The sequence below is a fragment of the Ginsengibacter hankyongi genome, assembly GCF_008710285.1.
In the GTDB taxonomy this organism is placed as follows: Bacteria; Bacteroidota; Bacteroidia; order Chitinophagales; family Chitinophagaceae; genus Ginsengibacter; species Ginsengibacter hankyongi.
Window position 1 is genome coordinate 79,309 of sequence record NZ_VYQF01000007.1, and the last position, 22,828, is coordinate 102,136.

Consider the following 22,828-nt stretch of genomic DNA (forward strand, 5'->3'; position numbering starts at 1 on the left):
AAAAGCTGACAATGTTTGCGCATTGGCAGCTTTCGATGAACCCGCCACAAAAATGACTAATCTCCAAAGCGGGTGGTTTTGACATTATTATTAAATCCCAAAACGATTACAAATTTATGAAAAAAATTCTGACGAGATCAGTAGTGATTGGAATTATGAAATTTTCTATGCTTTCTACATTTTTGCTGTCATTTGTATTATGCTCCTATGCTAAGTACGCAACTGGTCAAGATTTGCTGTTGAAAAAAATTACTCTTAAAATCAAATCTGAGAATATCAAAAGTGTTCTAACGGAAATAGAAAAAAATTCAGAACTTAAATTTATGTATAGCCCGGAGCTTATAAATTCTTCACGGAAAGTATCTATATCAGCCAAAAATGAAGAAGTCTCCAAAATATTAAACCGTGTTCTTCAGCCATTAGGAATAAGGTATGAGGTGGTAAACAGTTACATTATATTAATCAGAAACAGGGAAGGGGATAGTTTATATATACCCGAACTAAACAGTTTGTTTAATGAAAAAGTACTTCTTAAAGTAATCACAGGGAGTGTTTTAACAGAGGAAGGGCAACCGTTGCAGGGTGTTAGTGTTACTGCAAAGGGAACGCAGATAGGCACTTCCACAGACGCTAAAGGAAATTTTTCCCTCAATGTTGATGAATCTGCCACTACTCTGGTTTTCACTTATGTGGGTTACATAAGCAGTGAAGTTTCAATTGTAAACCGACAAACGGTAAGCATTGTACTTCATGCCGAAACAAAGGGCTTAAATGAGGTAGTGGTAATTGGCTACGGAACCCAGAAAAAATCCAATTTGACAGGATCGGTATCTTCTATTTCAGAAAGGGATATAAAGGCAGTCGCCATTACATCACCTGACCAGGCTTTAGAAGGCAAGGCCCCTGGAGTACAGGTAACACAGAATTCTAGTGCTCCTGGTGGTGGAACCACGATCAGAATAAGAGGCGGTAATTCTATACAGGGAGGTAATGAACCCTTATATGTAATTGATGGTGTTCCTGTTTATAATGATAATGGAAATAGCGGAGCGTCATTAAATGGCCTAAGTTCAATAAGTCCGGGTGATATAGCTTCAATTGAAATTCTAAAAGATGCTTCTGCAACCGCGATTTATGGTTCCAGGGGAGCAAATGGAGTTGTTTTAATTACTACTAAGAGAGGGAAGTCGGGCCAGGCAAATATTAATTTTGAGGTGTATCATGGTATTCAGAATGTCAGAAGGAAATATCCATTGTTAAACGGATCTGAGTTTGCCAAGTTGGTGAATGAAGCAAATACTAATGTTGGTAGTAATCCCGTATATACGCAGCAGCAAATTGATTCGATAGGAGTGGGCACCGACTGGCAAAATCAAATTTTCAGGACTGCCCCGATAAGCAATTATTATCTGTCGGCAAATGGAGGGGATGAAAAAACTCAATATGCAATTTCCGGAAGTTATTTTAAACAGGAAGGAATCGTTTTAAACTCTGATTTTGAAAGATCTTCTTTTCGATTAAATTTAGATAGAAAGCTAACTTCTAAACTTAAAGTTGGAAATAGTTTGACTTTCAGCCACTCAATGTCAAACAGATCTAGCACCGATGGATTTTTAGGCTCACCAGGTCAGGTTATTTCCAATACACTCCAAATATCCCCTACAGTTCCAGTTTACAACTCCGACGGTAGTTATACTTTGCAAAACATATCTGGCGGACAATTGACAGATAATCCGGTAGCATTAGCAAAGGATTCTAAGAGTCTAATAAATGTTAATAGAGTTTTAGGTAATGTATATGGGGAATATGATATCATCCCTGGACTTAGATTAAAAGTATTAGTTGGAATAGATGGTGTCTTTCAAAAGGGTAACAACTATTTGCCTAAATCTGTTTTAAGTGGTTTTCAACAAGGAGGTTTGGCCTCTATTTCTAATACCCAAAGTATCTCCTGGTTAAATGAAAATACGCTTACTTATGATAAAGATTTTAACGAAATACATCATCTTACCTTTTTAGCTGGCTATACGCAACAGGCCAACCGTACCGAATATAGTTATGCAGCTTCAAGAAATTTCATTAACGATAATCTTGGATACAATAACCTGGGGGCCGGTTCCGTGGCATTATCTCCAAATTCAGGTGTTGGAACCTGGGGCTTGACTTCTTATTTAGGCAGAATAAATTATGGCTATAAAGATAAATATCTCTTAACGCTCACAGGACGTGTAGATGGCTCTTCAAGATTTGGAGTAAACAATCGCTATGGCTTTTTCCCTTCGGGTGCCGCTGCCTGGCGCATGAATAAAGAAGATTTTATAAAAAATTTACACATTTTTAGTGATTTAAAGTTGAGAGTAAGTTATGGATTAACCGGTAACCAGGAAGGTATTGGCAACTATCCTTCTCTAGCTCTTTTATCTGTTCAAAATTATGTGCTCGGAAATCAAATAAGCAGTGGTGTTGGTCCCTCTCAGATCGCGAACCCTGATCTTAAATGGGAATCAACTTCTCAATCTGACGTAGGTCTGGACATCTCTTTCTTTAATAACAGGCTATCGCTGACAGCAGATGCTTATATAAAGCATACTAAAGATTTATTATTGAATATTACTATTCCAGGAACTTCAGGTTATTCCAGTGCGCTGAAAAATATAGGAGAAGTAGAAAACAAAGGAGTAGAATTCGGGATAAATTCAGAAAATATAGCTGGCGCCTTTAAATGGACCACCGATTTTAATATTTCCTTTAATAAAAATACCGTTTTAAATATTGGCAATGTATCGCAAATTTTTGCTGGCCAGACAGCCAATATTGCCCAAAATGTAAGTTCCGGTATTATTGAAGTAGGAAAACCTTTAGGATCATTTTATGGATATGTAACGGATGGGGTTTTTCAAGCCAGCGATAAGATTGCCAGTTCTGCCCAACCAAGCGCTAAACCAGGCGACAGAAGGTATAAGGATCTGAACGGTGACAATAAAATCAATGATAATGATCGTACCATCCTAGGCCAGGCACAACCAAAGTTTTTGGGAGGCATTACCAATAACTTTAGTTTCAAAGGTTTTGAGTTATCAGTATTTCTGCAGGGCGTTTATGGTAATAGTATTCTCAATGCCAACAGATTTGAACTGGAATACTTAAGTGGAACGACCAACCAAGATAGGGATATGCTAAACCGATGGACACCAACTAATACGAATACTGATATTCCAAGGGCTTCTGTAAACAGACCAGCAAACGTAATTTCAAACAGGCAGGTAGAAGACGGCTCTTATTTAAGATTAAAAAATATCCAGTTAGCGTATAATCTTCCTGAGAACGCATTAAAATTAGCTAAAATAAGGTCTCTGAAAATATATGTAAGCGCACAAAATTACATAACCTGGACCAGATACTCAGGATACGATCCTGAAGTTAACCGCTACGGGCAGGATAACGTTAGCCAGGGATTTGACTATGGAAGTTATCCGGCAGCAAAAACGATTTTATTTGGCCTCAATCTAGGCTTATAAATAAAAGGTGCCATCAGACAATTCCTACATTAACAGTTAGAATACTAATAATCTAAACATTTGAATCATGAAACATATTATAACCATATTATTCGTTGGTCTGATCTTTACTTCTTGCAGTAAAGTGTTGGATAAAAAGCCGGAAGCAGTATTTTCACCAGCTAATTTTTATAAAACTTCTGCAGATGGTATCGCTGCTGTAAGTGCCGTATATAGCCCTCTATTCTCACCTAATTTATACAACCAGGTGATGTGGGTTTTTCAGGACCAGAGCACTGATGATGCTGAATGGGGCAACGGAAGAAATACTGCCAACCAGGCAAAAAACGATTTAGATAAATATACTTTTACCCCATCTACAGTTTATTTTTATGCCCTTTGGACAACCTGTTACCAAGCTATTAACCGTGCCAACACGGCCATTGACAATATCCCGGGAATTACTATGGATGCAACTCTAAAAAGCAGGTTAATAGGAGAAGCCGCCTTCTTGAGAGCATTTTATTATTTCACATTAGTCAGGTTATACGGGAAAGTACCCCTTATAACCAAGGCAACTAAAGATTTATCCAATTTAAATGTACCACGCAGCCCAGTTGATTCAGTTTATACTCAAATAATCAAAGATTTTACAGTCGCTGAAAATTCCTTGCCCTTAAGTTACTCCGGCACAGATAAGGGAAGAGCCACAAAGGGCGCCGCAAAAGCGTTCGTGGCTTCCGTTTATTTAACACTGCAACAATGGGATAAGGCATCTGCTAAAGCAAAAGAAGTAATTGATCTGGAATCACAAGGAATTTATGGGCTATGGACTAATTATTCAGATGCATTCCTGGTTGCAAATAAAAACGGCAAAGAATCTATATTCGAAATCCAGGCGTTGGGAGGGGGTTTTGGGCAAGGTAGCTTTATGCAGGGATATATGCGGGCACCTTATGATCGGGGAGGCTATGGTGATGACCCTCCTACCAAAAATATTTATGACTCTTATTCAACGTCAGATAAACGCCGTGATGTAAATCTAAAGTTATTTACCTCTCCACCTGCCCCTTCGAGTATTCTTTTTCCATGTTACGTGGGTAAATATCAGGATCCTGGAGCTACTGCTAATGGTGAAGGGAATAATAACTACCCTATATTTCGGTATGCAGAGATTCTTCTTATTTATGCCGAAGCGTTGAATGAGCAAGGATCAAATAACCCGGATGCTTATGCGGCTATCAACAGAATTAGAAACAGAGCCGGGTTGAATGACCTTACACCAAATTTATCCCAGGGCCAATTCCGCGATTCTGTTTATCTTGAAAGGAGACTGGAGTTAGCTTTTGAAGGCCATCGTAGGTATGATTTGATCAGAACCGGAAAGTTGGCAGAAGCTGTGAATGCACAGAATCCAAGTATAATAATCAAACCCTATCAGGTTCTGTTTCCGATTCCTCAAAGTGAGAGAGATGCAAATCATATGCTGGACCAAAATCCGGGTTATTAAATTTTAATATCCGCAATTGCTAATCAAAGACTTGTGGATGATTAGGTCATTTAAATAATATTTTACGTTATGTTTTATTATCGAAATATAAAAAGCGTCCTCATTTTTATAGGTATTTTAATGATTACTTGCTGCAAGAAAACCTATGCCCAGCAATCCGCTCAACCAATAGTAATTAATGCAGGAATCGGAGGAAATAATACAAAAGATCTGTTGGAAAGAATAGACAAAGATTGTTTGGCTTATAAGCCGGATTTGACAGTATTGATGGTGGGGACGAATGATATGAACAGCATGAAATATATACCCATCGAACAGTATGAAAAGAATCTTCGAAGGATCATTAATCTTATCCTGAAATCAAAATCACAGGTTTTAGTAATGAATATCTTACCCAACTATGAACCTTACCTGCTAACCCGCCACCCAAGAAAATTTTATGGTGAAGAAGGGCCATCGGGAAGGATGGCCGAGGTAAATGCAGTTATAAAAAAAGTTGCGGCAGAAAAGAAAGTTTATTTTTTGGATATGCATCACATTTTTAATAAGGTTGGGAATATAGGTTTAGACAAAAGCAGCCTTATACAAAACCAAGCCAATAGCAACAATACGGACGGTTTACATCCCACCCCGGAAGGATACCGGGTTATGGGAATCGTGGTCTATGAATATATTATGAATAAAAAATTGCCGCACCATAAGGTTGTTTGCTTTGGTGATAGTATTACTTATGGCGATGGAAGCATGGACAAAGAAAGTTATCCGGCGTATTTGAAAAAATTATTGAGCGAGTGATTTAAAACAAGGGTAATAGATAGTCAATCAGATAATTAAAACAGGGGAGAAAAAACAAGCATTACGTTTATATCTATACCATAATTAAAATATTTAATTTAAGATAGAAGTAATACATGAAGAAGAAAATTATCAATAGTATCATACTCTTATTACTATTTATTAGTAACGAAGGGCATGCTCAACAGGTTTATGATATAGTTGTATATGGTGCTACTTCCGGTGGTGTAATAGCGGCATACACCGCAAAGAAAGAAGGCAAGTCAGTTTTATTGATTGAGCCAGGTAAACATGTAGGTGGGTTAACAACCGGTGGATTAGGATACACTGATATAGGAAATAAATATGCCATTACGGGCATTTCTAGGGATTTTTATCGCCGTATAGGGCAGCATTATGGAAAATTTGAACAGTGGATTTTTGAACCGCATGTGGCAGAACAAATTTTTCTTGGTTACCTGAAGTCTGCTAAAGTGAACGTACTGTACCAACACCGGCTAGTATCCGTAAAAAAGAAGAGTGGTTTTATTAAAGAAATAACAATAGAAAATTCAGATAAACCGGGCAGGTCCTCCTATAAAATTATTAGAGCAACAATTTTTATTGATTGTTCTTATGAAGGCGACCTGATGGCGAAAGCAGGTGTATCCTACGTTACCGGGCGGGAAGCTAATAGCATGTACAATGAAACTTACAATGGTGTTCAGTTACGCGAAAGACATCAGTTTCCTGATAGCATAGATCCATATAGAGTTCCCGGATATCCGCAAAGTGGTTTGCTGTGGGGTATCAGTGCCGCACCGTTAGATTTTCAAGGGGCAGGCGATAAAAAAATACAAACCTATAATTTCAGGATCTGCCTTACTAATAACCCGTCGAACCGAATAACCATCACAAAACCGAATGATTATAATGCCTCGCATTACGGATTGCTTTTGCGTTATCTGGAAAAAAAGCCTGCAAAAGATTTAGAGTCATTTTTGAACATTAACTTATTACCTAACCATAAAACAGACATTAATAATAATGGTCCTTTCTCAACAGATATGATCGGGATGAATTATGCTTATCCTGCGGCCGATTATGCAACCCGGGGGGAAATACAACAAGCCCATGAATCTTATACAAAAGGACTTTTGTATTTTATAGGGCACGATGAACGGATGCCTTTGCACTTACGTAAGTTGATGCTACAGTGGGGGTATCCAAAAGATGAATATACGAATAACGGAAACTTTTCTCCGCAAATGTATGTGCGTGAAGCGAGACGCATGAAAGGTGAATATGTGATGACACAGGCCAATTGCGAATCTAAAGAAGTGGTGAGTGATGGTATTGGAATGGCTGCCTATACTATGGACTCACATAATTGCCAGCGAATTGTTGTAAATGGCATGGTAAAAAATGAAGGTAACGTTGAAATTGGAGGTTTTGGGCCTTATCCCATTTCATATAGGTCAATCATACCTAAGGCAAATGAATGCAAAAACTTACTAGTACCGGTTTGTTTATCTGCTACTCATATTGCTTATGGTTCTATCCGAATGGAGCCGGTTTTTATGGTGTTAAGCCAATCTGCGGCTATGGCTGCTGTGTTAGCATCTGATACTAAAAAAACGGTTCAGCAAATTGATATAAACAAACTGCGGCAAATACTTAAAACAAATCCCCTGGCAGATAATAGTACACCGGAAATATTGGTGGATAATGACGATGATGCGCACGTTGTAAAAACAGGTATTTGGTCCACTATTCACCAGAAATGTTATGGGCCTTCAGCATTTACTGCAGATGGCAAAACTGATTCAATAAAATCGGTACAGTTTATACCAACGATCGTCAAATCGGGTAAATATAAAGTGTATTCTTATTATCCAAAATTAGAGAATGAAACATCAGTGACCAGCATTATAGTTTTTGATGGAAAAACAAAAAAAGAAATAGTAGTAAGAGAATCAGATATTCAGGTGGAAGGACAGACTTCAGGTGAATGGGTGGATTTGGGCACTTACAGTTTACCATCAGGAAAGAAATCACTTGTGGAGATCACAAACAAACACTCAGACGGTGTTGTCGTTGCGGATGCCATATTATTTGTGCCCGAAAATAAATAATGAGTTGTATCAAAATTTGAACATTAATAAAAAATTGCCACACCAACAGGTCGTTTGTTTTGGAGTCAGTATTACTAATGGAGACGGAAGTATAGACAAAGAAAGTTATCAGCCTTATCTGAAAAATTACTGAGCAAATAACTGAAAGCAAAGTAAAATGAAAGTGGATAGGATAATTAAGATTCATGGGGAAAGAACAAAGCTCCTCGCTTATATCACAAATTAAAATTTTCAATTAAGATAGAATTAATACATGAAAAAAATCATTAACAATAGTGTTATACTCTTATTACTATTTGTGACTAAAGAAGGCCAGGCACAAAAGATTCACAAGGCTTACGATGTAGTAATATATGGCGCCACTTCAGCAGGTGTAATGGCAGCAGTTGCAGCCAAACAAAATGGAACATCTGTGATGCTACTAAGTCCTGAAACGCACATAGGAGGCCTTACCAGTAATGGGTTGGGGTGGACCGACATAGGAAATCAAACGCATCAAAAAACAATTGGCGGGCTTACCCTAAATTTTTTTCACAGGATACACAGGTACTATCAGAACGCCAAAGCCTGGAATCAGGAAACTTTGGCCAATTACCGGGAAAAGGTAACAAATTCCATTTATGAACTCACCGATAGCCTTATGTGGACCTTTGAGCCGCATGTAGCGGAAAAAGTCTTTAACAATTTTATCAGGGAGAATAAAATAACGATGAAGTTAAATCAGTGGCTGGACCGGCAGCATGGCGTTAAAAAAGAAAACGGGAAAATTGTATCCATTACAATGTTAAATGGTGATACCTATAGTGGCAAGGTTTTCATAGATGCTACTTATGAAGGCGACTTGATGGCCGCCGCAGGCGTATCTTATACCATTGGCCGGGAACCGAATAGCAAGTATGGCGAAACAATTAATGGTATAGAAACACAATTGACCAAAGGCAATAACTTGCCACGGGGCATTGATCCTTATTTACAAAAGGGAAATGCCACAAGTGGACTTTTGCCCGGTATAAACGCTGATGCCGGTGGCAAAGACGGTGAGGGAGATAAAAAAATACAGGCCTATTGCTACCGGGTATGTCTTACAGATGCAACTTTGAACAGGGTCATGGTTGCTAAACCGGCCAACTATAAAAAAGAGGATTTTGAATTAATCATAAGGGCTGCACAAAAGGGTGTAAAAACATTTTGGAAACTCTCTCCTTTGCCCAATCGTAAAACGGATTCTAATAATGATGGCGGAGTCTCTATGGATTACATCGGTATGAATTATGATTACCCTGAGGCCTCTTATTTAGAAAGAAAAAAAATGGATGAGGCGCATTTGTATTGGACCAAAGGTTTAATATGGACAGTGCAGCATGATCCCGGAATACCAGCGGATGTGCAAAAAAAATACGCTTCATGGGGATTGGCGAAAGATGAATTTAAAGAAAATGAGCACATGCCATACAAGTTATATGTTAGGGAAGCCAGGCGTATGGTTAGTGATTTTGTAATGTCAGAAAGTTATTTAAAAGGAGATAAGACCGTTCCGGAATCAATTGCTATGGGAAACTATAATATGGATAGCCATAATGTTCAACGGCATGTGACGGCAGAAGGTGATGTTCAAAATGAAGGGGATGTACAAATTGCTGTAGAGCAACCTTATCCAATATCATATAAAGCCATTATTCCTAACGTTAAAGAATGTACGAATTTGCTAGTGCCGGTATGCTTATCTGCATCGCATATTGCTTATGGTTCCATTCGTATGGAACCAGTGTTTATGATGTTGGGCCAATCATCCGGAATAGCTGCTTCCATCGCAGTAAAAAATAGGAAGGATGTAGAGGATATCAATTATACTGAATTGGAAAAAAAACTGTTAAGCAGTGGCCAGATATTGTCACACTCTCAAAAATGATAAAGTTTGCACTATTGAAATTGCGTCCGAAACTGCTGCGTTACTGTTCCCCTTACGCCTTTAGGGGATACTCATCAAAAATTATGCTCCTTCTTATCGTCGCTGCCCTCGGTTATTTTGTTGACATCTATGATCTTCTTTTATTCAGTATCGTTCGTATTCCAAGTTTGCAATCATTGGGTTTACATGGGCAGGATGTAACAGACAATGGGATTTTTCTATTGAATGTTCAAATGGTCGGGTTGCTGGCAGGTGGGATTTTTTGGGGTATTCTAGGGGACAAGAAAGGACGGCTATCTGTTTTATTCGGTTCAATATTTTTATATTCCTTAGCTAATATAGCCAACGGGTTTACCCACTCGGTAGAAGGCTATTCCGTATGGCGTTTCATTGCGGGGTTTGGGCTGGCAGGAGAACTTGGCGCCGGCATTACACTGGTTGCCGAAATTATGCCAAGAGAAAAACGAGGGTACGCCACCACCATTGTAGCGGGCGTGGGCGTGAGCGGAGCTGTAGCAGCATTCTTTATTGCCCGGTTTTTTGACTGGCGAACCTCGTTTTTTATAGGGGGCGGCTTAGGGCTTTCACTACTGCTGTTGCGAGTCGGAATTGCTGAATCCGGAATGTTTGCAAAATCCAAAAAAGGAAACACCCGTCATGGTGATTTTTTCTCGTTGTTTACAAATAAGCAACGGTTTTTTAAATACATTAGATGTATCCTCATTGGTGTGCCTCTTTGGTTTGTGGTAGGTATTTTAATTACACTATCTCCTGAATTTGGTAAAGTATTAGGAGTAAATGGGGATGTGAACGCTGGTGAAGCTGTGGCCTGGTGCTATGGGGGCCTGGTATTAGGAGACATTGTAAGCGGACTGCTTAGCCAGTATCTTAAAAGCAGAGTCAAAGTAGTATATATTTACCTGTTTTTATCTATCATTGCAATTTCATCCTTTTTATTTCTGCGTGATATCAGCCTGGTATCTTTTTATTTCATCTGTTTATGCCTTGGCTTTTCTGTGGGTTATTGGGTAATCTTTATGACAATAGCTACAGAACAATTTGGAACCAATATCAGGGCAACGGTAACTACTACTGTCCCCAATTTTGTACGTGGAGCAGTCGTGCCCCTGTCCTTGCTTTTCCAATATCTTAAAAGTTTTTTTCGAGGCTCGATTATTCATGCCGGCATTGCAGTGGCGGTCTTAAGCCTTGGACTTGCTTTTTGGGCTTTAAGCAAAATGCAGGAAACATTTTTCAAGGACCTTGATTATGTAGAATGAACACATGAATCGTTAAATGCTTTTCAAACCCGGCTCGTTGTAAAGTAAATTTAAAATAAATGCTCTTTATTAATTTAGAATTGATAACTACCTGATCAACAAAATAAATATAAAGGATATTAAATATTCTCATAATCGTGTTGTAAACACGTTCCGGGGATCGTTTCTACTCTCCCTGTTTTTTTAATTCATTTTATCAAAATTCGCGGTTGGATAATTCTTTCATTAGCCGATTTTCTTGTCTATAATCTTTGATGAAACCTGAAACTTACGGCGGAGCGCCTGCATGTCATTGCTTACTTTCTTATCCAGGATCTTGGCATAGATCTGGGTTGTTTGAATTTTTGTATGTCCCAACATTTTACTTATTGACTCAATCGGTACACCGTTAGTAAGTGTAACTGTGGTTGCAAAAGTGTGACGGGCCACGTGAAAGGTTAGTTTTTTATTAATTCCACATATGGCGGCAATTTCTTTGAGATATGAATTCATTCTTTGATTGGATGGCACAGGTAATAATCTTTTACCGGCTACAGCTACGGGATGATTTGAATATTGATCGAGAATATCCAAAGCCGGCTGTAATAATGGAATACGTGAAGGAGTCTCCGTTTTTTGCCTGTGTGTAAAAATCCATTTTTCGCCATCTATGCCGATGGAAATATTATTTGCTGTTAAATTATAAATATCGATGTAAGCAAGGCCCGTGTAGCAACTGAAAAGAAACAGGTCTTTTATATGTTGTAATCTTTCAATAGTAAATTCTTTTTCGTGGATCGTCTGTAGTTCCAACTCTGAAAGAAATTCTCTGTCTGTTTTCTTTGCCTTGACTTTATAAGCCATGAAAGGGTCTTTATCCAACCAGTTTTTTGAAACACATTCTCTAACTATCTTCTTAATGTTTTTGATGTACTTGGCATTGGTATTTACATCAATATTTTTTTGGGACTTCAAATAAAATTCAAAGTCGGTAATGAATTCAAAATTTAGTTTCTTTAAATTGATATCCGCGATGTTGAATTTCCATTTCAGGAATTCTCGTATATGCCTGTACGTTGTATTATATTTTACCCAGGTTGCTTTTGAATAGCCTTTATCGATTAATGTTTTAATATCGTTGTTGTGTTGTTGGATTATTTCCATCAACATCCGGGGCCTTTCGACTACGCCGGCATATTCTTTTTTGAAGGATTCAATTGATACAATTTCATTTCTTGCTTCAAGCCTGCTTCGGCAACTCAAAATCTTTGTCTTGATAAAAGCAAGATCGTTATTTATCATATTTGCTTCTGCGGATTTTCCTCTTACTTTTTGAGAACCCGGATTCCATCCAACAACTGATATTTCTCTTTGTGCTGAAATTTCCAATCTATTGCCGTTAATTGTTACTCTGGCATAAATTGGAGCTTTGCCATTTTTCATACGGTTTTTCTTAATCCAGAAAAGGATTGAAAATGAGAGTTGTGTTTGCATTGTGGTGACTTTTAAAATGAAAGAATTTTAAAGCACCTCAGACCTTCTTTATATTCGTTCGTAGCAGCGGAGAGAGCCGTGAGCCAGTTTGGCTGCATTCGGTTACCCAAATATCGGAGGTATTCAGGTAACCGAATTGCTAACCGAACACCTTGATCTATTTTGGTTCACCTTTGACGGTTTTAAAAGAAAAAGCCGCTAAAAACTTGCATTTTAAGCGACTTTTGTAAAGATTGTTCAAGTAGAAGCGGACCGGACGGGACTCGAACCCGCGACCTCTGCCGTGACAGGGCAGCATTCTAACCAACTGAACTACCGATCCATTTTGTAATTCGGGAGCGCAAGATAATAAAATTTCAATTGAAGCAAACATCAAATCTGCTTTTCTGAAAAAATCTTTTATAATAATGGAAATTATTTCCTCGTATTATTATTATTTCTCTGGTATTATTATTTCAATTGTGTTTGTAATAATAATTATATTTTAATTTTCACTGCGTAACTTTAGCGCCTCAAAAAATGGAACTAATTATTTTCTAATTGATAAACTTACTATGTCAGTAAATTTAACCCGACAATTTTTAAATTTTGAACAGCCTATAAAAGAACTTTATGAACATATTGAAGAAAATAAAAAATTGGCTTCAAAAAATTCCAGTTCAGAATATGATTCAATAATAGCAAAGCTCGAAGAAAGCGTACTTCAAAAAAGAAAAGAAATTACACAACATCTTACTCCATGGCAAAAGGTGCAATTAAGCCGGCATCCTGACAGGCCCTATACGCTGGAATATATTTTAAAGGTCTTCACCAACTTTATAGAATTGCATGGCGACCGTAATGTGAAAGATGATAAAGCTATGATTGGGGGTTTCGCACAACTTGATGGCGAAACAATTATGGTAATAGGCCAGCAAAAAGGTACGAATACAAAAATGCGTCAAATGCGCAATTTCGGTATGGCAAATCCTGAGGGTTACCGCAAAGCGCTCCGTTTAATGAAACTTGCAGAAAAGTTTAATAAACCTGTTATTACGCTTATTGATACACCGGGGGCTTATCCAGGTCTCGAAGCTGAAGAGCGGGGGCAGGGTGAAGCAATAGCCAGGAATATTTATGAAATGTTGCGGCTAAGCGTTCCCGTTATATGTGTAATAATTGGAGAAGGGGCAAGTGGTGGCGCCTTAGGAATCGGGGTTGGCGATAAAGTGCTTATGATGGAAAATACGTGGTATTCGGTAATATCACCGGAAAGTTGCAGCAGTATTTTATGGCACAATTGGGATAAGAAAGAGGTGGCCGCAGAACAATTAAAATTAACTTCTGATGATATGCTAAAGTTTGGTCTGGTAGACGGAATAATTTCCGAGCCGGTTGGCGGAGCCCACTGGAACTATGATGAAGCCGCCGCCAATCTTAAATCTTTTATAAAGCCGGTTCTTGAAGACTTAAAGAAAATAGAAGCAGGCGAAAGAATAAAACAAAGAATTGAAAAATTTCGCAAAATGGGATTTTGGGATGAGGAATAATATTATAATTATTTCAAAAAACTTTTGCTTCAAACCCCATCAATATTGTAATTTGCCAATTACAACAAGCTTTGACTTTATATCAAAGTAAATACTGAATAATTTATGTCATTAAAAAATACATTGCAGGGCACTGGAGTTGCATTGGTAACGCCTTTTAGAAAAAATTTTGAAGTTGATTATGATGCATTGGAAAAACTTATAGATAATCTTATAAAAAATGGCGTTGAATATCTTGTAAGTTTAGGAACCACCGGCGAAACTCCCACACTCAATAAAACCGAGATGGTGGATATTATAAATTGTACAGTCGATAAGGTAAATCATCGTGTACCCGTGGTAGTTGGTATAGGTGGCAATAATACTGAAGAGTTGTTGAAAAGTATTGACTTGTTTCCTTTAGATAAAACCGTTGCTGTATTAAGTTCAAGCCCAAATTATAATAAACCCTCGCAGGAAGGCATTTTTCAACATTATAAAAAATTTGCTGAGGCATGCCCTAAACCTGTTATACTATATAATGTACCCGGCAGAACCGGCAGCAATATTACTGCTGAAACAACGGTAAGACTTGCACATGAATGCGAAAATATTGCTGGAATAAAGGAGGCGAGTGGTAATATGATTCAATGCATGCATATTTTAAAAGACAGGCCGGAGGAGTTTTTGGTAGTTAGCGGAGATGATCATCTTGCGCTTCCCTTAATTGCGTGCGGAATGGATGGGGTAATAAGCGTTGCGGCCAATTGTTTCCCGAAAGATTTTTCTGAAATGATACGTTCTGCTTTATCACTAAGCCTACACCGGGCAAGAAAACTACAATATAAATTGTTAGTTGGGATGGATCTTTTGTTTGCCGAAAATAATCCTGCCGGCGTAAAATGTTTCCTTACAGAAATGGGGATGATAGAAAATGTATTGAGACTTCCGTTAGTTCCCTTAAGCCCACAGTTTCATCAGAAGGTGAAAGAGTTTATTGTAAAAAATTTATAATTCTTTATAGAAGGGTTATCACCCTATTTAGTATTGTAAAATGCTACACAAAATAGCAGACGCCTTCTTCCGCAATATCAGTATTTTCGAAGACTTCGCGAGCTTCTGTTTTAAAGTCATCGAGCTTTTCATACATAGAGGAGAAATGGCCGATTAATAATTTTTTTACACCTGCTTTTTCCGCAATCATTGCAGCCTGTTTAGCTGTAGAATGAAACCTGTTTACCGCTTTTTCTTCAAGCGCATGGAGGTAAGTAGCCTCATGGTAAAGTAAATCCACACCGCTTATTTTATCAATTATCTGTTCGAAATAAGTGGTATCCGCAGAATAAGCATAAGATTTTGGTGGCCTAACCGGAACAGTCACCCATTCATTTTTAATTAACTTATTATTTTCGGTAATGTAATCCTTCCCTTCATGAAGACTTTCATAAAATGTGGTGGGGATGTTATAATTTTTTATTTTTTTGGGATCAATTTTTCTAAGATTTTTTTTCTCCCTGAATAGAAACCCCCAGCATTCAATACGATGATTTACTTTGAAACACTCCACTGCCATTTTTTTATCCTCAAATATTATTTCTTCACTGTTAATACTATGAAAGTTTAAAGTATAAGGGAGATTTGCATTACAAACATCTAACTGCAGGTTGATAATTTCTTTCAATGCTGCAGGGCCATAAACATGCAGATCGGCCGTACGGTGATTAAGGCCTAAAGTCGTAAGCAGCCCGATAAGCCCAAAATAATGATCGCCATGTAAATGCGAAATGAAAATTTGATTGATTTTGCCGCGCTTGATTTTGTATAAATTCATTTGCATTTGAGTGCCTTCACCGCAATCAATTAAAAAAGTATGATCTAAAGTTTGCAATACCTGCGCAGTCGGATGCCGGTCGTGCGTTGGAACTGCAGAATTATTTCCCAAAATGGTTACTGAAAACAACGATAGCTATGTTTTTTAGTTTCAACAATATTGTTCTTAAGAAGCTGGTTAAGTGTCTACAGTTTCCTGCCAAATCAACTAATTAAATTCTCGCTCAATCTCTTCCATTTGCACAATATCCCAGGCTTCGCTCTCGGTAACTGTTACATTCATTAATTCGAGCAACTCTTTTTCATCAAGAAATTTTTCAACTTCGGGCTGAATATTACAAATTACCATTGAACTATTTGCCTCGTAAAATGTTTGTTGAATGGTAACGAGTGCGTTGGCAACAGATTCATCAATATCATTTACATAAGCCAGGTTGATTATAATATTTTTAATTGGTTTATTTAGAAAAGAAAGAAGGGTTTCCTTAACGTCTTCTGTCATATTAGCAGGTAAAATTGGTTCTTCTATATTAATGACGTGAAATCTTTCTTTGGTATCAATTTTGACTTTCATGCTTAATCAGTTTTTGAATTCTAATGATTTTAAATAAGTTTGATAGTAAATTTGTGTAAGACATTCAAAGTTATTAAAAAGAAAAAGTGTTGTAAGATTAAATTGTGTAACGTTGAATGAGGTTTTTTGTTTGGAAAAAGCGTAACGGGATAAACAATAAAATAAGTTGTAATTAAGTAAGCCGGTTATTTAAATTTAGTTTCTTTACTTTTATCAGCAATCGAACGGCTTTTTTGTATTTAAATTTCCTTTCTTTTTAACCTTTTATTATATTGTTTTCAACACGCTGTGCATTGTTTTTAAGAACTGGTAATAGAATTTATTCGTTATTATTGTAAAGTATTAAATTGTTTTAAATGGACAACAATTTTTCAGCCCAGGTAAAGGAAATTATTTCTTACAGCAGGGAAGAGGCATTGCGCCTCGGCAACGATTTTATAGGCACCGAACACCTTGTTTTGGGTCTTATAAGAGATGGTGAAAACACTGCAATTAAGATATTAAAATCTCTTAATGTAGATCTCTATGAACTCCGCAAGGAGATAGAGCTGGCCGTAAAAGACAAAACAGGTAAGAACATTGCCAACATTAACTCCCTGCCGCTAACCAAGCAGGCAGAGAAGGTAATCAGGATAACAGTTCTGGAAGCTAAAGCTAATAAGAGCCCTTTGGTTGAAAGCGAGCATCTCATGCTTTCCATTTTAAAAAATAAGGAAAACATAGCTACGCAAATTCTTAATCAGTTTGATGTGGATTATGATATGTTTAAAAATGAATTAGGCTACGTAAAAACAGATCCTAAAGCGGAATTCCAGGATGATGAAGGCGAAGAATTTGATGAAGAAAGAAAATCATATTCACAACAACGTTCGTCAAAAGGCGCAGCTGCACAGGCTAAATCCAAAACTCCGGTTCTCGATAATTTTGGAAGAGATATAACCAGATTAGCAGAAATGGGAACACTCGATCCCATAGTTGGTCGTGAAACCGAAATAGAAAGAGTTTCGCAAATTCTCAGTCGTCGCAAAAAGAACAACCCAATATTAATAGGCGAACCGGGCGTGGGTAAAACGGCAATTGTGGAAGGGCTTGCTTTAAGAATTATCCAAAGAAAAGTAAGCAGGGTTTTATTCGATAAAAGAGTGGTTTCTCTTGATCTTGCGGCTTTAGTTGCAGGAACAAAATACCGTGGTCAGTTTGAGGAAAGAATGAAGGCAATCATGAATGAGTTGGAAAAAAATCGTGATGTTATTCTATTCATTGATGAAATACATACCATCGTTGGCGCAGGCGGGGCAAGTGGTTCATTGGATGCCTCAAATATTTTTAAACCGGCGCTTGCAAGAGGTGAACTACAATGTATAGGTGCGAGTACCCTGGATGAATATCGCATGTATATTGAAAAAGATGGTGCGCTGGATCGTCGCTTTCAAAAGGTAATGGTAGAGCAGCCAAGTGTTGAAGAAACTATTGAAATTCTTACCAACATAAAAAGTAAATACGAAGATTATCACAACGTGACTTATAGCGTGGACGCTATTGATGCCTGTGTTAAGCTCAGCGACAGGTATATGACAGACAGGCTACTTCCTGATAAAGCAATTGATGTATTAGATGAAGTAGGCGCACGTGTTCACCTGAAAAATATAAATGTTCCTGAAGAAGTAATTGCTTTAGAAAAAAAAATAGACGATATTAAGCACGAAAAAAATAAAGTCGTAAAAAGTCAACGTTTTGAAGAAGCTGCTTCTTTACGAGATACTGAAAAAAGATTGCAGGAAGAACTTGAAAAGGCTAAATCTGACTGGGAAGAAGAAAGTAAACACAAACGGTATCCCATAGACGAAGAGGCAATTGCAGAAGTTGTAAGTATGATGACCGGCATTCCTGTAAAAAGAATGGTGCAGGCCGAAACTGAAAAACTTCGTAAGATGGCGACAGATCTCACTGGTGCAGTTGTGGGCCAGGATGATGCTATTCAAAAGGTTGTTAAAGCGATTCAAAGGAACAGGGTAGGGTTGAAGGATCCTAAAAAGCCGATAGGAACATTTATCTTCCTGGGACCAACAGGGGTTGGTAAAACCGAACTTGCAAGGGCTTTAGCGAGATATATGTTTGACAGCGATGATGCACTCATAAGAATTGATATGAGTGAATACATGGAAAAATTCACCGTATCCAGGTTAATAGGAGCGCCTCCCGGCTATGTTGGTTATGAAGAAGGTGGCCAGCTAACTGAAAAGGTTAGACGCAAGCCTTATTCTGTAATTCTTTTGGATGAGATTGAAAAAGCGCATCCTGATATTTATAATATTTTATTACAGGTTTTAGATGATGGTATTTTAACAGATGGTCTGGGAAGGAAAATAGATTTTAAAAATACCATGATCATTATGACATCAAATATTGGTGCAAGGCAATTGAAAGATTTCGGTGACGGAGTTGGTTTCACCACTGCATCACGGACGCTAAATGCTGAAGAAAATAATAAAGCGGTAATTGAAAAAGCATTGAAGCGTACATTTAGCCCCGAGTTTTTGAACAGGATAGATGATGTAGTGATATTTAATTCACTCACCGAAGATGACATTTTCTCTATCATAGATATTTTAATGAAAGGCGTAACGAAGCGCTTAAATAATCTTGGACTAACGCTTGAACTTACGGAAGACGCCAAGAAATTTATTTCAGAGAAAGGATATGATTCGCAGTTTGGAGCAAGGCCGTTACACAGGGCAATTCAAAAATACCTTGAAGATCCGCTGGCAGAGGAAATTCTGAATATGAATATTAAAAATGGAGATGTGCTGATAGCAGGACTCGATAAGGAAAATGCAAAAATCATTTTTGAAATTAAAGGCGGAGTTGTAAAAGAAGAAGCTCCAAAGGCCTGATGAGATCAACAAATAATTGAGGAATTTATGCCACCGTACGGTGGCATTTTTTTATTAGCGCTTCAAATTTTGTACTTCTTTTTTTTTGTTCCACTTTTGCAAAATGACAGATAAAATAATTATTACAATAGATGGCTGGTCATCTTGCGGCAAAAGTACTTTGGCCAAGCAGCTTGCAAAAAAATTAGGCTATCTGTATATTGACAGTGGTGCAATGTATAGAGCCATCACTCTTTATTTTTTGAGGAACAATATTGATATTGCTGATGAACATAAAATTAAGCAAGCACTTAAAAATATAACGCTGGAGTTTAGAGTGAATGAATATTCTCACCAGTCAGAAATTTTTTTGAACGAAGAAAATGTTGAATACATTATTCGCGATTTAATCATTGCAGAAAAGGTAAGTGAAATAGCCGCCTTAAAAGAGGTAAGGTCTTTTGCGGTAAAGGCTCAGCAGAAAATTGGTAAAAATAAAGGAATAGTAATGGATGGGCGGGATATAGGCACGACTGTTTTTCCGCATGCGGAACTTAAAATATTTATGGTTGCCGATGAGACTGTAAGAGTGGAACGAAGGTTTACGGAAATGTTTGACAAAAATCCTAACATTACTTTGGACGAAATAAAAGCAAATATTGAAATGAGGGATTACATCGATTCCCACCGGGAAATAAGCCCGCTCCGCAAAGCTTCTGATGCAATAGTAATTGATAATACCCATCTCACCGAAAAAGAACAGCTGGAGTTTGCTCTCGGCTTGTTGAAGAAAAGAAAAAAGGCTGTAGGTGCTGAGAAATGATATTGAAGTTTATAGCTAATTGAACTCCGCGATAATTTCCTTTAGAGTCTTTGTTACCTTATAAAAAGAAATCAATTTCTTAATCACGTTTTCAACAACGGCATCAGGGCAACTCGCCCCACTCGTTAATAATATTTTTACCGGTTTTTTTTCAGGCAAAAAAGAAATTGTTGTAACCTCTTCTTTCTTATGAAGATTGTAGTGTTGAATTTCTTTTGAGGAAATAATATCTTCTTCGGACCTTATAAAATAAGTTGGATATTTTTCTTCACATAATTCAACCAGGTGTGAAGTATTGGAACTGTTATAACCACCAACCACTATGGCAAGATCGGCCTCAGCTTGCAAGAGTCCATAAACAGCACTTTGGTTTTCATAAGTTGCATAGCAAAGCGTATCCCGCGTGTCAGCAAATCTTTCGGCAATATTATTTTCAGAAAGTTTATACTTGCTTATCATCACATTTTTCAGGTAATCTGCAATCGCTTGTGTATCGCTTGCCAACATGGTTGTTTGATTTACTACACCAATTCTCTGCAAATCTTTTTCAACATTAAACCCATCAGAAAACTTGCCTTCAAATTCTTTATAAAAATTCTGTAACGGCTTTTCTTCCTTTATATATTTAGCCAGTTCAATTGTTTCATTCATATCAGTAACAACTACGGTTGCAGTGTTGATAGCGCTATGGCTAAACGTGGCCTTCGTCTCTTCATGTTGCGGCTTGCCATGTACAATTATTGAATAATTATTTTTTGCAATTGCTTCAGCACGGTTCCAAACTTTTTCAACAAAGGGACAGGTAGTATTATATTTTTCTATTTTAATACCAATATTTTTTAATTTTTCTTCAATCTGTAATGTAGTGCCAAATGCAGGTATAATAACAATATCATCCGCTGACAGACAGCTGAAAGGTATGACCATGTTACCTTTTGGATCCATTAAAAATTGCACGCCTCTTTTTTTAAGATCGTCATTTACTAAAGGATTATGGATCATTTCACTTAGCAAATAAATTTTCTTACCCGGATTTTCTTCTACTGTTTTAAAAGAGATTTCAATGGCATTTTCCACGCCATAACAAAATCCAAAATGGCGGGAAAGATAAATTTGCACGTCACCCAAATTTAGAAAACTTGGTGTAAAATCTTTTTTAAGCTTATCTTCTTGTTTACGTTTATTCTTAATGGCACTTATTAAAGGGCTACGGTAAACCAGCGGAACGTTAAATTTTTTCATGTGTTGATGCACCAAAGTTACAAACACGAAGCCAGCGTACAAGCCAATAAAAGATTAAATGATTAATTTTAATTTTTTACAAGAATTAAATTATGTCGAACAAGCACAAACCTTTTGAACATCCGAAATGGAGTTATCCTGCAAACATATACGAAGTGAATCTCAGGCAATATACGCTTGAAGGAACCTTTGACGCTTTTGGAAAACACTTGCCACGCCTGAAGGATATGGGCGTTAAAATTTTATGGTTCATGCCGGTAACTCCGATTAGTGAATTGGGCAAGTTAGGAACGCTGGGCAGTTATTATGCTGTAAAAGATTACACAGCTATTAACCCGGAATTTGGAACTATGGACGATTTTAAAAAATTAGTTAATGAAGCCCATGAACTTGATTTTAAAGTGATAATTGATTGGGTTGCTGACCATTCAGGCAACGACCATCCATGGACAGTTGACAACCCGGAATATTATTGTTATGATGCCAACAACGAATTGCATCATCCGCACGGATGGAGTGATGTTGCGCAATTGAATTATGAAAATCCGCAGTTGCGCGAAGCAATGATTGAGGCAATGAAATTCTGGATAAAAGAATGTGATATTGATGGATACCGCTGCGATATGGCTCATTTGGTTCCTTTGGATTTCTGGATACAGGCAAAGAAAAAACTTTCAAAATATAAGGACAATCTTTTCTGGCTGGCCGAATGTGAAAAGCCCACTTATCACGCGGTTTTTGATGCAACATATACATGGCGATGGATGCATGCTTCAGAAGAATTTTACCACGGTAGAATGAATCTGCATGCATTACTAACGGTGTTATATAAATCCGTTACCGAATTTCCTTATGATGGCTTTCGAACTTATTTTACAAGTAACCACGATGAAAATAGCTGGAACGGAACGGAGTTTGAAAAGTATGGGGACGCTGCAATGCTAATGGCTGTTTTTTCGTGTACATGGAATGGCATTCCAATGATTTACAGCGGGCAGGAAATGCCAAATAAAAAGCGATTGAAATTTTTTGAAAAAGACCCGATTGAATGGAATGGAAAATTTGAATTACATGATTTTTATAAAACATTGCTTTTGCTTCATTCTTCCAGCAGATGCCTGCGACCGGGCGACCCGAATATTTTAACGAAGATTGTTTCTCATCCCGATGATCACCAGGTATTTGCTTTTGCAAGAAGAAACGGGGACGACCAGGTTCTGGTAATTTTAAATTTTTCACCGGCAGAAATGAATTTCCAGGTTAAGAGTATCCATGGAGTTTTTAGAAACGTATTTGGAGGTAGAGACATTAATTTTGATATGGAAGATCATGCATATCTAAAGCCATGGGATTATCTCGTTTTTGAAAAACTACCCATGTTTACAGAAAGGATATAACGG

General features: G+C 37.5%; 15 protein-coding genes and 1 tRNA gene. 11 read left to right on the plus strand and 5 right to left on the minus strand.

Going from position 1 to position 22,828, the window contains the following annotated elements; translation table 11 throughout:
* Window positions 1–116: 116 nt before the first annotated feature.
* The 6 genes from FW778_RS18260 (at window position 117) to FW778_RS18285 (ending at window position 11,105) form a co-directional block, all read left to right on the plus strand.
* Window positions 117–3,518 (plus strand): TonB-dependent receptor, encoded by a 3,402-nt coding sequence (locus FW778_RS18260; RefSeq protein WP_202552343.1) that lies wholly within the window; start codon window positions 117–119, stop codon window positions 3,516–3,518.
* A 67-nt stretch (window positions 3,519–3,585) separates the two neighbouring features.
* Window positions 3,586–5,007, plus strand: coding sequence for a RagB/SusD family nutrient uptake outer membrane protein (locus FW778_RS18265; protein WP_150416301.1), 1,422 nt, complete (start codon window positions 3,586–3,588; stop codon window positions 5,005–5,007).
* A gap of 69 nt (window positions 5,008–5,076) precedes the next feature.
* On the plus strand, window positions 5,077–5,802 hold the full coding sequence (locus FW778_RS18270; protein ID WP_150416302.1) for an SGNH/GDSL hydrolase family protein: 726 nt from the start codon (window positions 5,077–5,079) through the stop codon (window positions 5,800–5,802).
* A 116-nt stretch (window positions 5,803–5,918) separates the two neighbouring features.
* A complete protein-coding gene (locus FW778_RS18275; protein WP_150416303.1) occupies window positions 5,919–7,916 on the plus strand; it encodes an FAD-dependent oxidoreductase in 1,998 nt (665 codons plus the stop codon).
* 253 nt (window positions 7,917–8,169) lie between these two features.
* The gene (locus FW778_RS18280; RefSeq protein WP_150416304.1) at window positions 8,170–9,825 is read left to right on the plus strand and encodes an FAD-dependent oxidoreductase; all 1,656 of its coding nucleotides are present in this window, start codon (window positions 8,170–8,172) and stop codon (window positions 9,823–9,825) included.
* Window positions 9,822–11,105, plus strand: coding sequence for an MFS transporter (locus FW778_RS18285; protein WP_235906415.1), 1,284 nt, complete (start codon window positions 9,822–9,824; stop codon window positions 11,103–11,105). The genes FW778_RS18280 and FW778_RS18285 overlap by 4 nt, the downstream gene beginning before the upstream one ends.
* 225 nt (window positions 11,106–11,330) lie before the next feature.
* On the opposite strand, the gene FW778_RS18290 is transcribed toward FW778_RS18285, so the two are convergent.
* Together FW778_RS18290 and FW778_RS18295 are read right to left on the minus strand one after the other, a co-directional pair.
* The gene (locus FW778_RS18290) at window positions 11,331–12,578 is read right to left on the minus strand and encodes a site-specific integrase (protein ID WP_150416305.1); all 1,248 of its coding nucleotides are present in this window, start codon (window positions 12,576–12,578) and stop codon (window positions 11,331–11,333) included.
* 248 nt (window positions 12,579–12,826) lie between these two features.
* Window positions 12,827–12,900: transfer RNA gene (locus FW778_RS18295), tRNA-Asp, on the minus strand.
* Window positions 12,901–13,132: 232 nt separating this feature from the next.
* Between FW778_RS18295 and FW778_RS18300 the strand changes: the two genes are divergently transcribed.
* Together FW778_RS18300 and dapA are read left to right on the plus strand one after the other, a co-directional pair.
* Entirely contained in the window at window positions 13,133–14,107 is a 975-nt protein-coding gene (locus FW778_RS18300) for an acetyl-CoA carboxylase carboxyltransferase subunit alpha (protein ID WP_150416306.1), read from the plus strand.
* Between the two features lie 105 nt (window positions 14,108–14,212).
* Complete coding sequence (gene dapA, locus FW778_RS18305) at window positions 14,213–15,100, plus strand: 4-hydroxy-tetrahydrodipicolinate synthase (protein ID WP_150416307.1); 888 nt, start codon at window positions 14,213–14,215, stop codon at window positions 15,098–15,100.
* A 43-nt stretch (window positions 15,101–15,143) separates the two neighbouring features.
* On the opposite strand, the gene FW778_RS18310 is transcribed toward dapA, so the two are convergent.
* Together FW778_RS18310 and FW778_RS18315 are read right to left on the minus strand one after the other, a co-directional pair.
* Window positions 15,144–16,046 carry a ribonuclease Z gene (locus FW778_RS18310; protein ID WP_150416308.1) on the minus strand — a complete coding sequence of 301 codons (903 nt, stop codon included), beginning with the start codon at window positions 16,044–16,046 and terminating at the stop codon, window positions 15,144–15,146.
* A 78-nt stretch (window positions 16,047–16,124) separates the two neighbouring features.
* Window positions 16,125–16,490: an STAS domain-containing protein gene (locus FW778_RS18315; RefSeq protein ID WP_150416309.1), complete on the minus strand. Its 366-nt coding sequence runs from the start codon at window positions 16,488–16,490 to the stop codon at window positions 16,125–16,127.
* Between the two features lie 356 nt (window positions 16,491–16,846).
* On the opposite strand from FW778_RS18315, the gene FW778_RS18320 reads away from it, so the two are divergent.
* A complete protein-coding gene (locus tag FW778_RS18320) occupies window positions 16,847–19,384 on the plus strand; it encodes an ATP-dependent Clp protease ATP-binding subunit (RefSeq protein WP_150416310.1) in 2,538 nt (845 codons plus the stop codon).
* Window positions 19,385–19,487: 103 nt separating this feature from the next.
* Window positions 19,488–20,186, plus strand: a complete 699-nt coding sequence (gene cmk / locus FW778_RS18325; protein ID WP_150416311.1) for a (d)CMP kinase — start codon at window positions 19,488–19,490, stop codon at window positions 20,184–20,186.
* 15 nt (window positions 20,187–20,201) lie between these two features.
* On the opposite strand, the gene FW778_RS18330 is transcribed toward cmk, so the two are convergent.
* The gene (locus tag FW778_RS18330) at window positions 20,202–21,428 is read right to left on the minus strand and encodes a 4-hydroxy-3-methylbut-2-enyl diphosphate reductase (RefSeq protein WP_150416312.1); all 1,227 of its coding nucleotides are present in this window, start codon (window positions 21,426–21,428) and stop codon (window positions 20,202–20,204) included.
* A 92-nt stretch (window positions 21,429–21,520) separates the two neighbouring features.
* On the opposite strand from FW778_RS18330, the gene FW778_RS18335 reads away from it, so the two are divergent.
* Window positions 21,521–22,825 carry an alpha-amylase family glycosyl hydrolase gene (locus FW778_RS18335; RefSeq protein WP_150416313.1) on the plus strand — a complete coding sequence of 435 codons (1,305 nt, stop codon included), beginning with the start codon at window positions 21,521–21,523 and terminating at the stop codon, window positions 22,823–22,825.
* Window positions 22,826–22,828: the final 3 nt, after the last annotated feature.

What these genes read in the sequence shown, in the direction of transcription:
- FW778_RS18280 (WP_150416304.1), top strand. Translation starts at nt 8,170, where the DNA reads ATGAAAAAAATCATTAACAATAGTGTTATACTCTTATTACTATTTGTG.
- FW778_RS18320 (WP_150416310.1), top strand. Translation starts at nt 16,847, where the DNA reads ATGGACAACAATTTTTCAGCCCAGGTAAAGGAAATTATTTCTTACAGC.
- FW778_RS18290 (WP_150416305.1), bottom strand. Translation starts at nt 12,578, where the DNA reads ATGCAAACACAACTCTCATTTTCAATCCTTTTCTGGATTAAGAAAAAC.
- FW778_RS18330 (WP_150416312.1), bottom strand. Translation starts at nt 21,428, where the DNA reads ATGAAAAAATTTAACGTTCCGCTGGTTTACCGTAGCCCTTTAATAAGT.
- FW778_RS18285 (WP_235906415.1), top strand. Translation starts at nt 9,822, where the DNA reads ATGATAAAGTTTGCACTATTGAAATTGCGTCCGAAACTGCTGCGTTAC.
- FW778_RS18275 (WP_150416303.1), top strand. Translation starts at nt 5,919, where the DNA reads ATGAAGAAGAAAATTATCAATAGTATCATACTCTTATTACTATTTATT.
- dapA (WP_150416307.1), top strand. Translation starts at nt 14,213, where the DNA reads ATGTCATTAAAAAATACATTGCAGGGCACTGGAGTTGCATTGGTAACG.
- FW778_RS18335 (WP_150416313.1), top strand. Translation starts at nt 21,521, where the DNA reads ATGTCGAACAAGCACAAACCTTTTGAACATCCGAAATGGAGTTATCCT.
- cmk (WP_150416311.1), top strand. Translation starts at nt 19,488, where the DNA reads ATGACAGATAAAATAATTATTACAATAGATGGCTGGTCATCTTGCGGC.
- FW778_RS18270 (WP_150416302.1), top strand. Translation starts at nt 5,077, where the DNA reads ATGTTTTATTATCGAAATATAAAAAGCGTCCTCATTTTTATAGGTATT.
- FW778_RS18265 (WP_150416301.1), top strand. Translation starts at nt 3,586, where the DNA reads ATGAAACATATTATAACCATATTATTCGTTGGTCTGATCTTTACTTCT.
- FW778_RS18300 (WP_150416306.1), top strand. Translation starts at nt 13,133, where the DNA reads ATGTCAGTAAATTTAACCCGACAATTTTTAAATTTTGAACAGCCTATA.
- FW778_RS18315 (WP_150416309.1), bottom strand. Translation starts at nt 16,490, where the DNA reads ATGAAAGTCAAAATTGATACCAAAGAAAGATTTCACGTCATTAATATA.
- FW778_RS18260 (WP_202552343.1), top strand. Translation starts at nt 117, where the DNA reads ATGAAAAAAATTCTGACGAGATCAGTAGTGATTGGAATTATGAAATTT.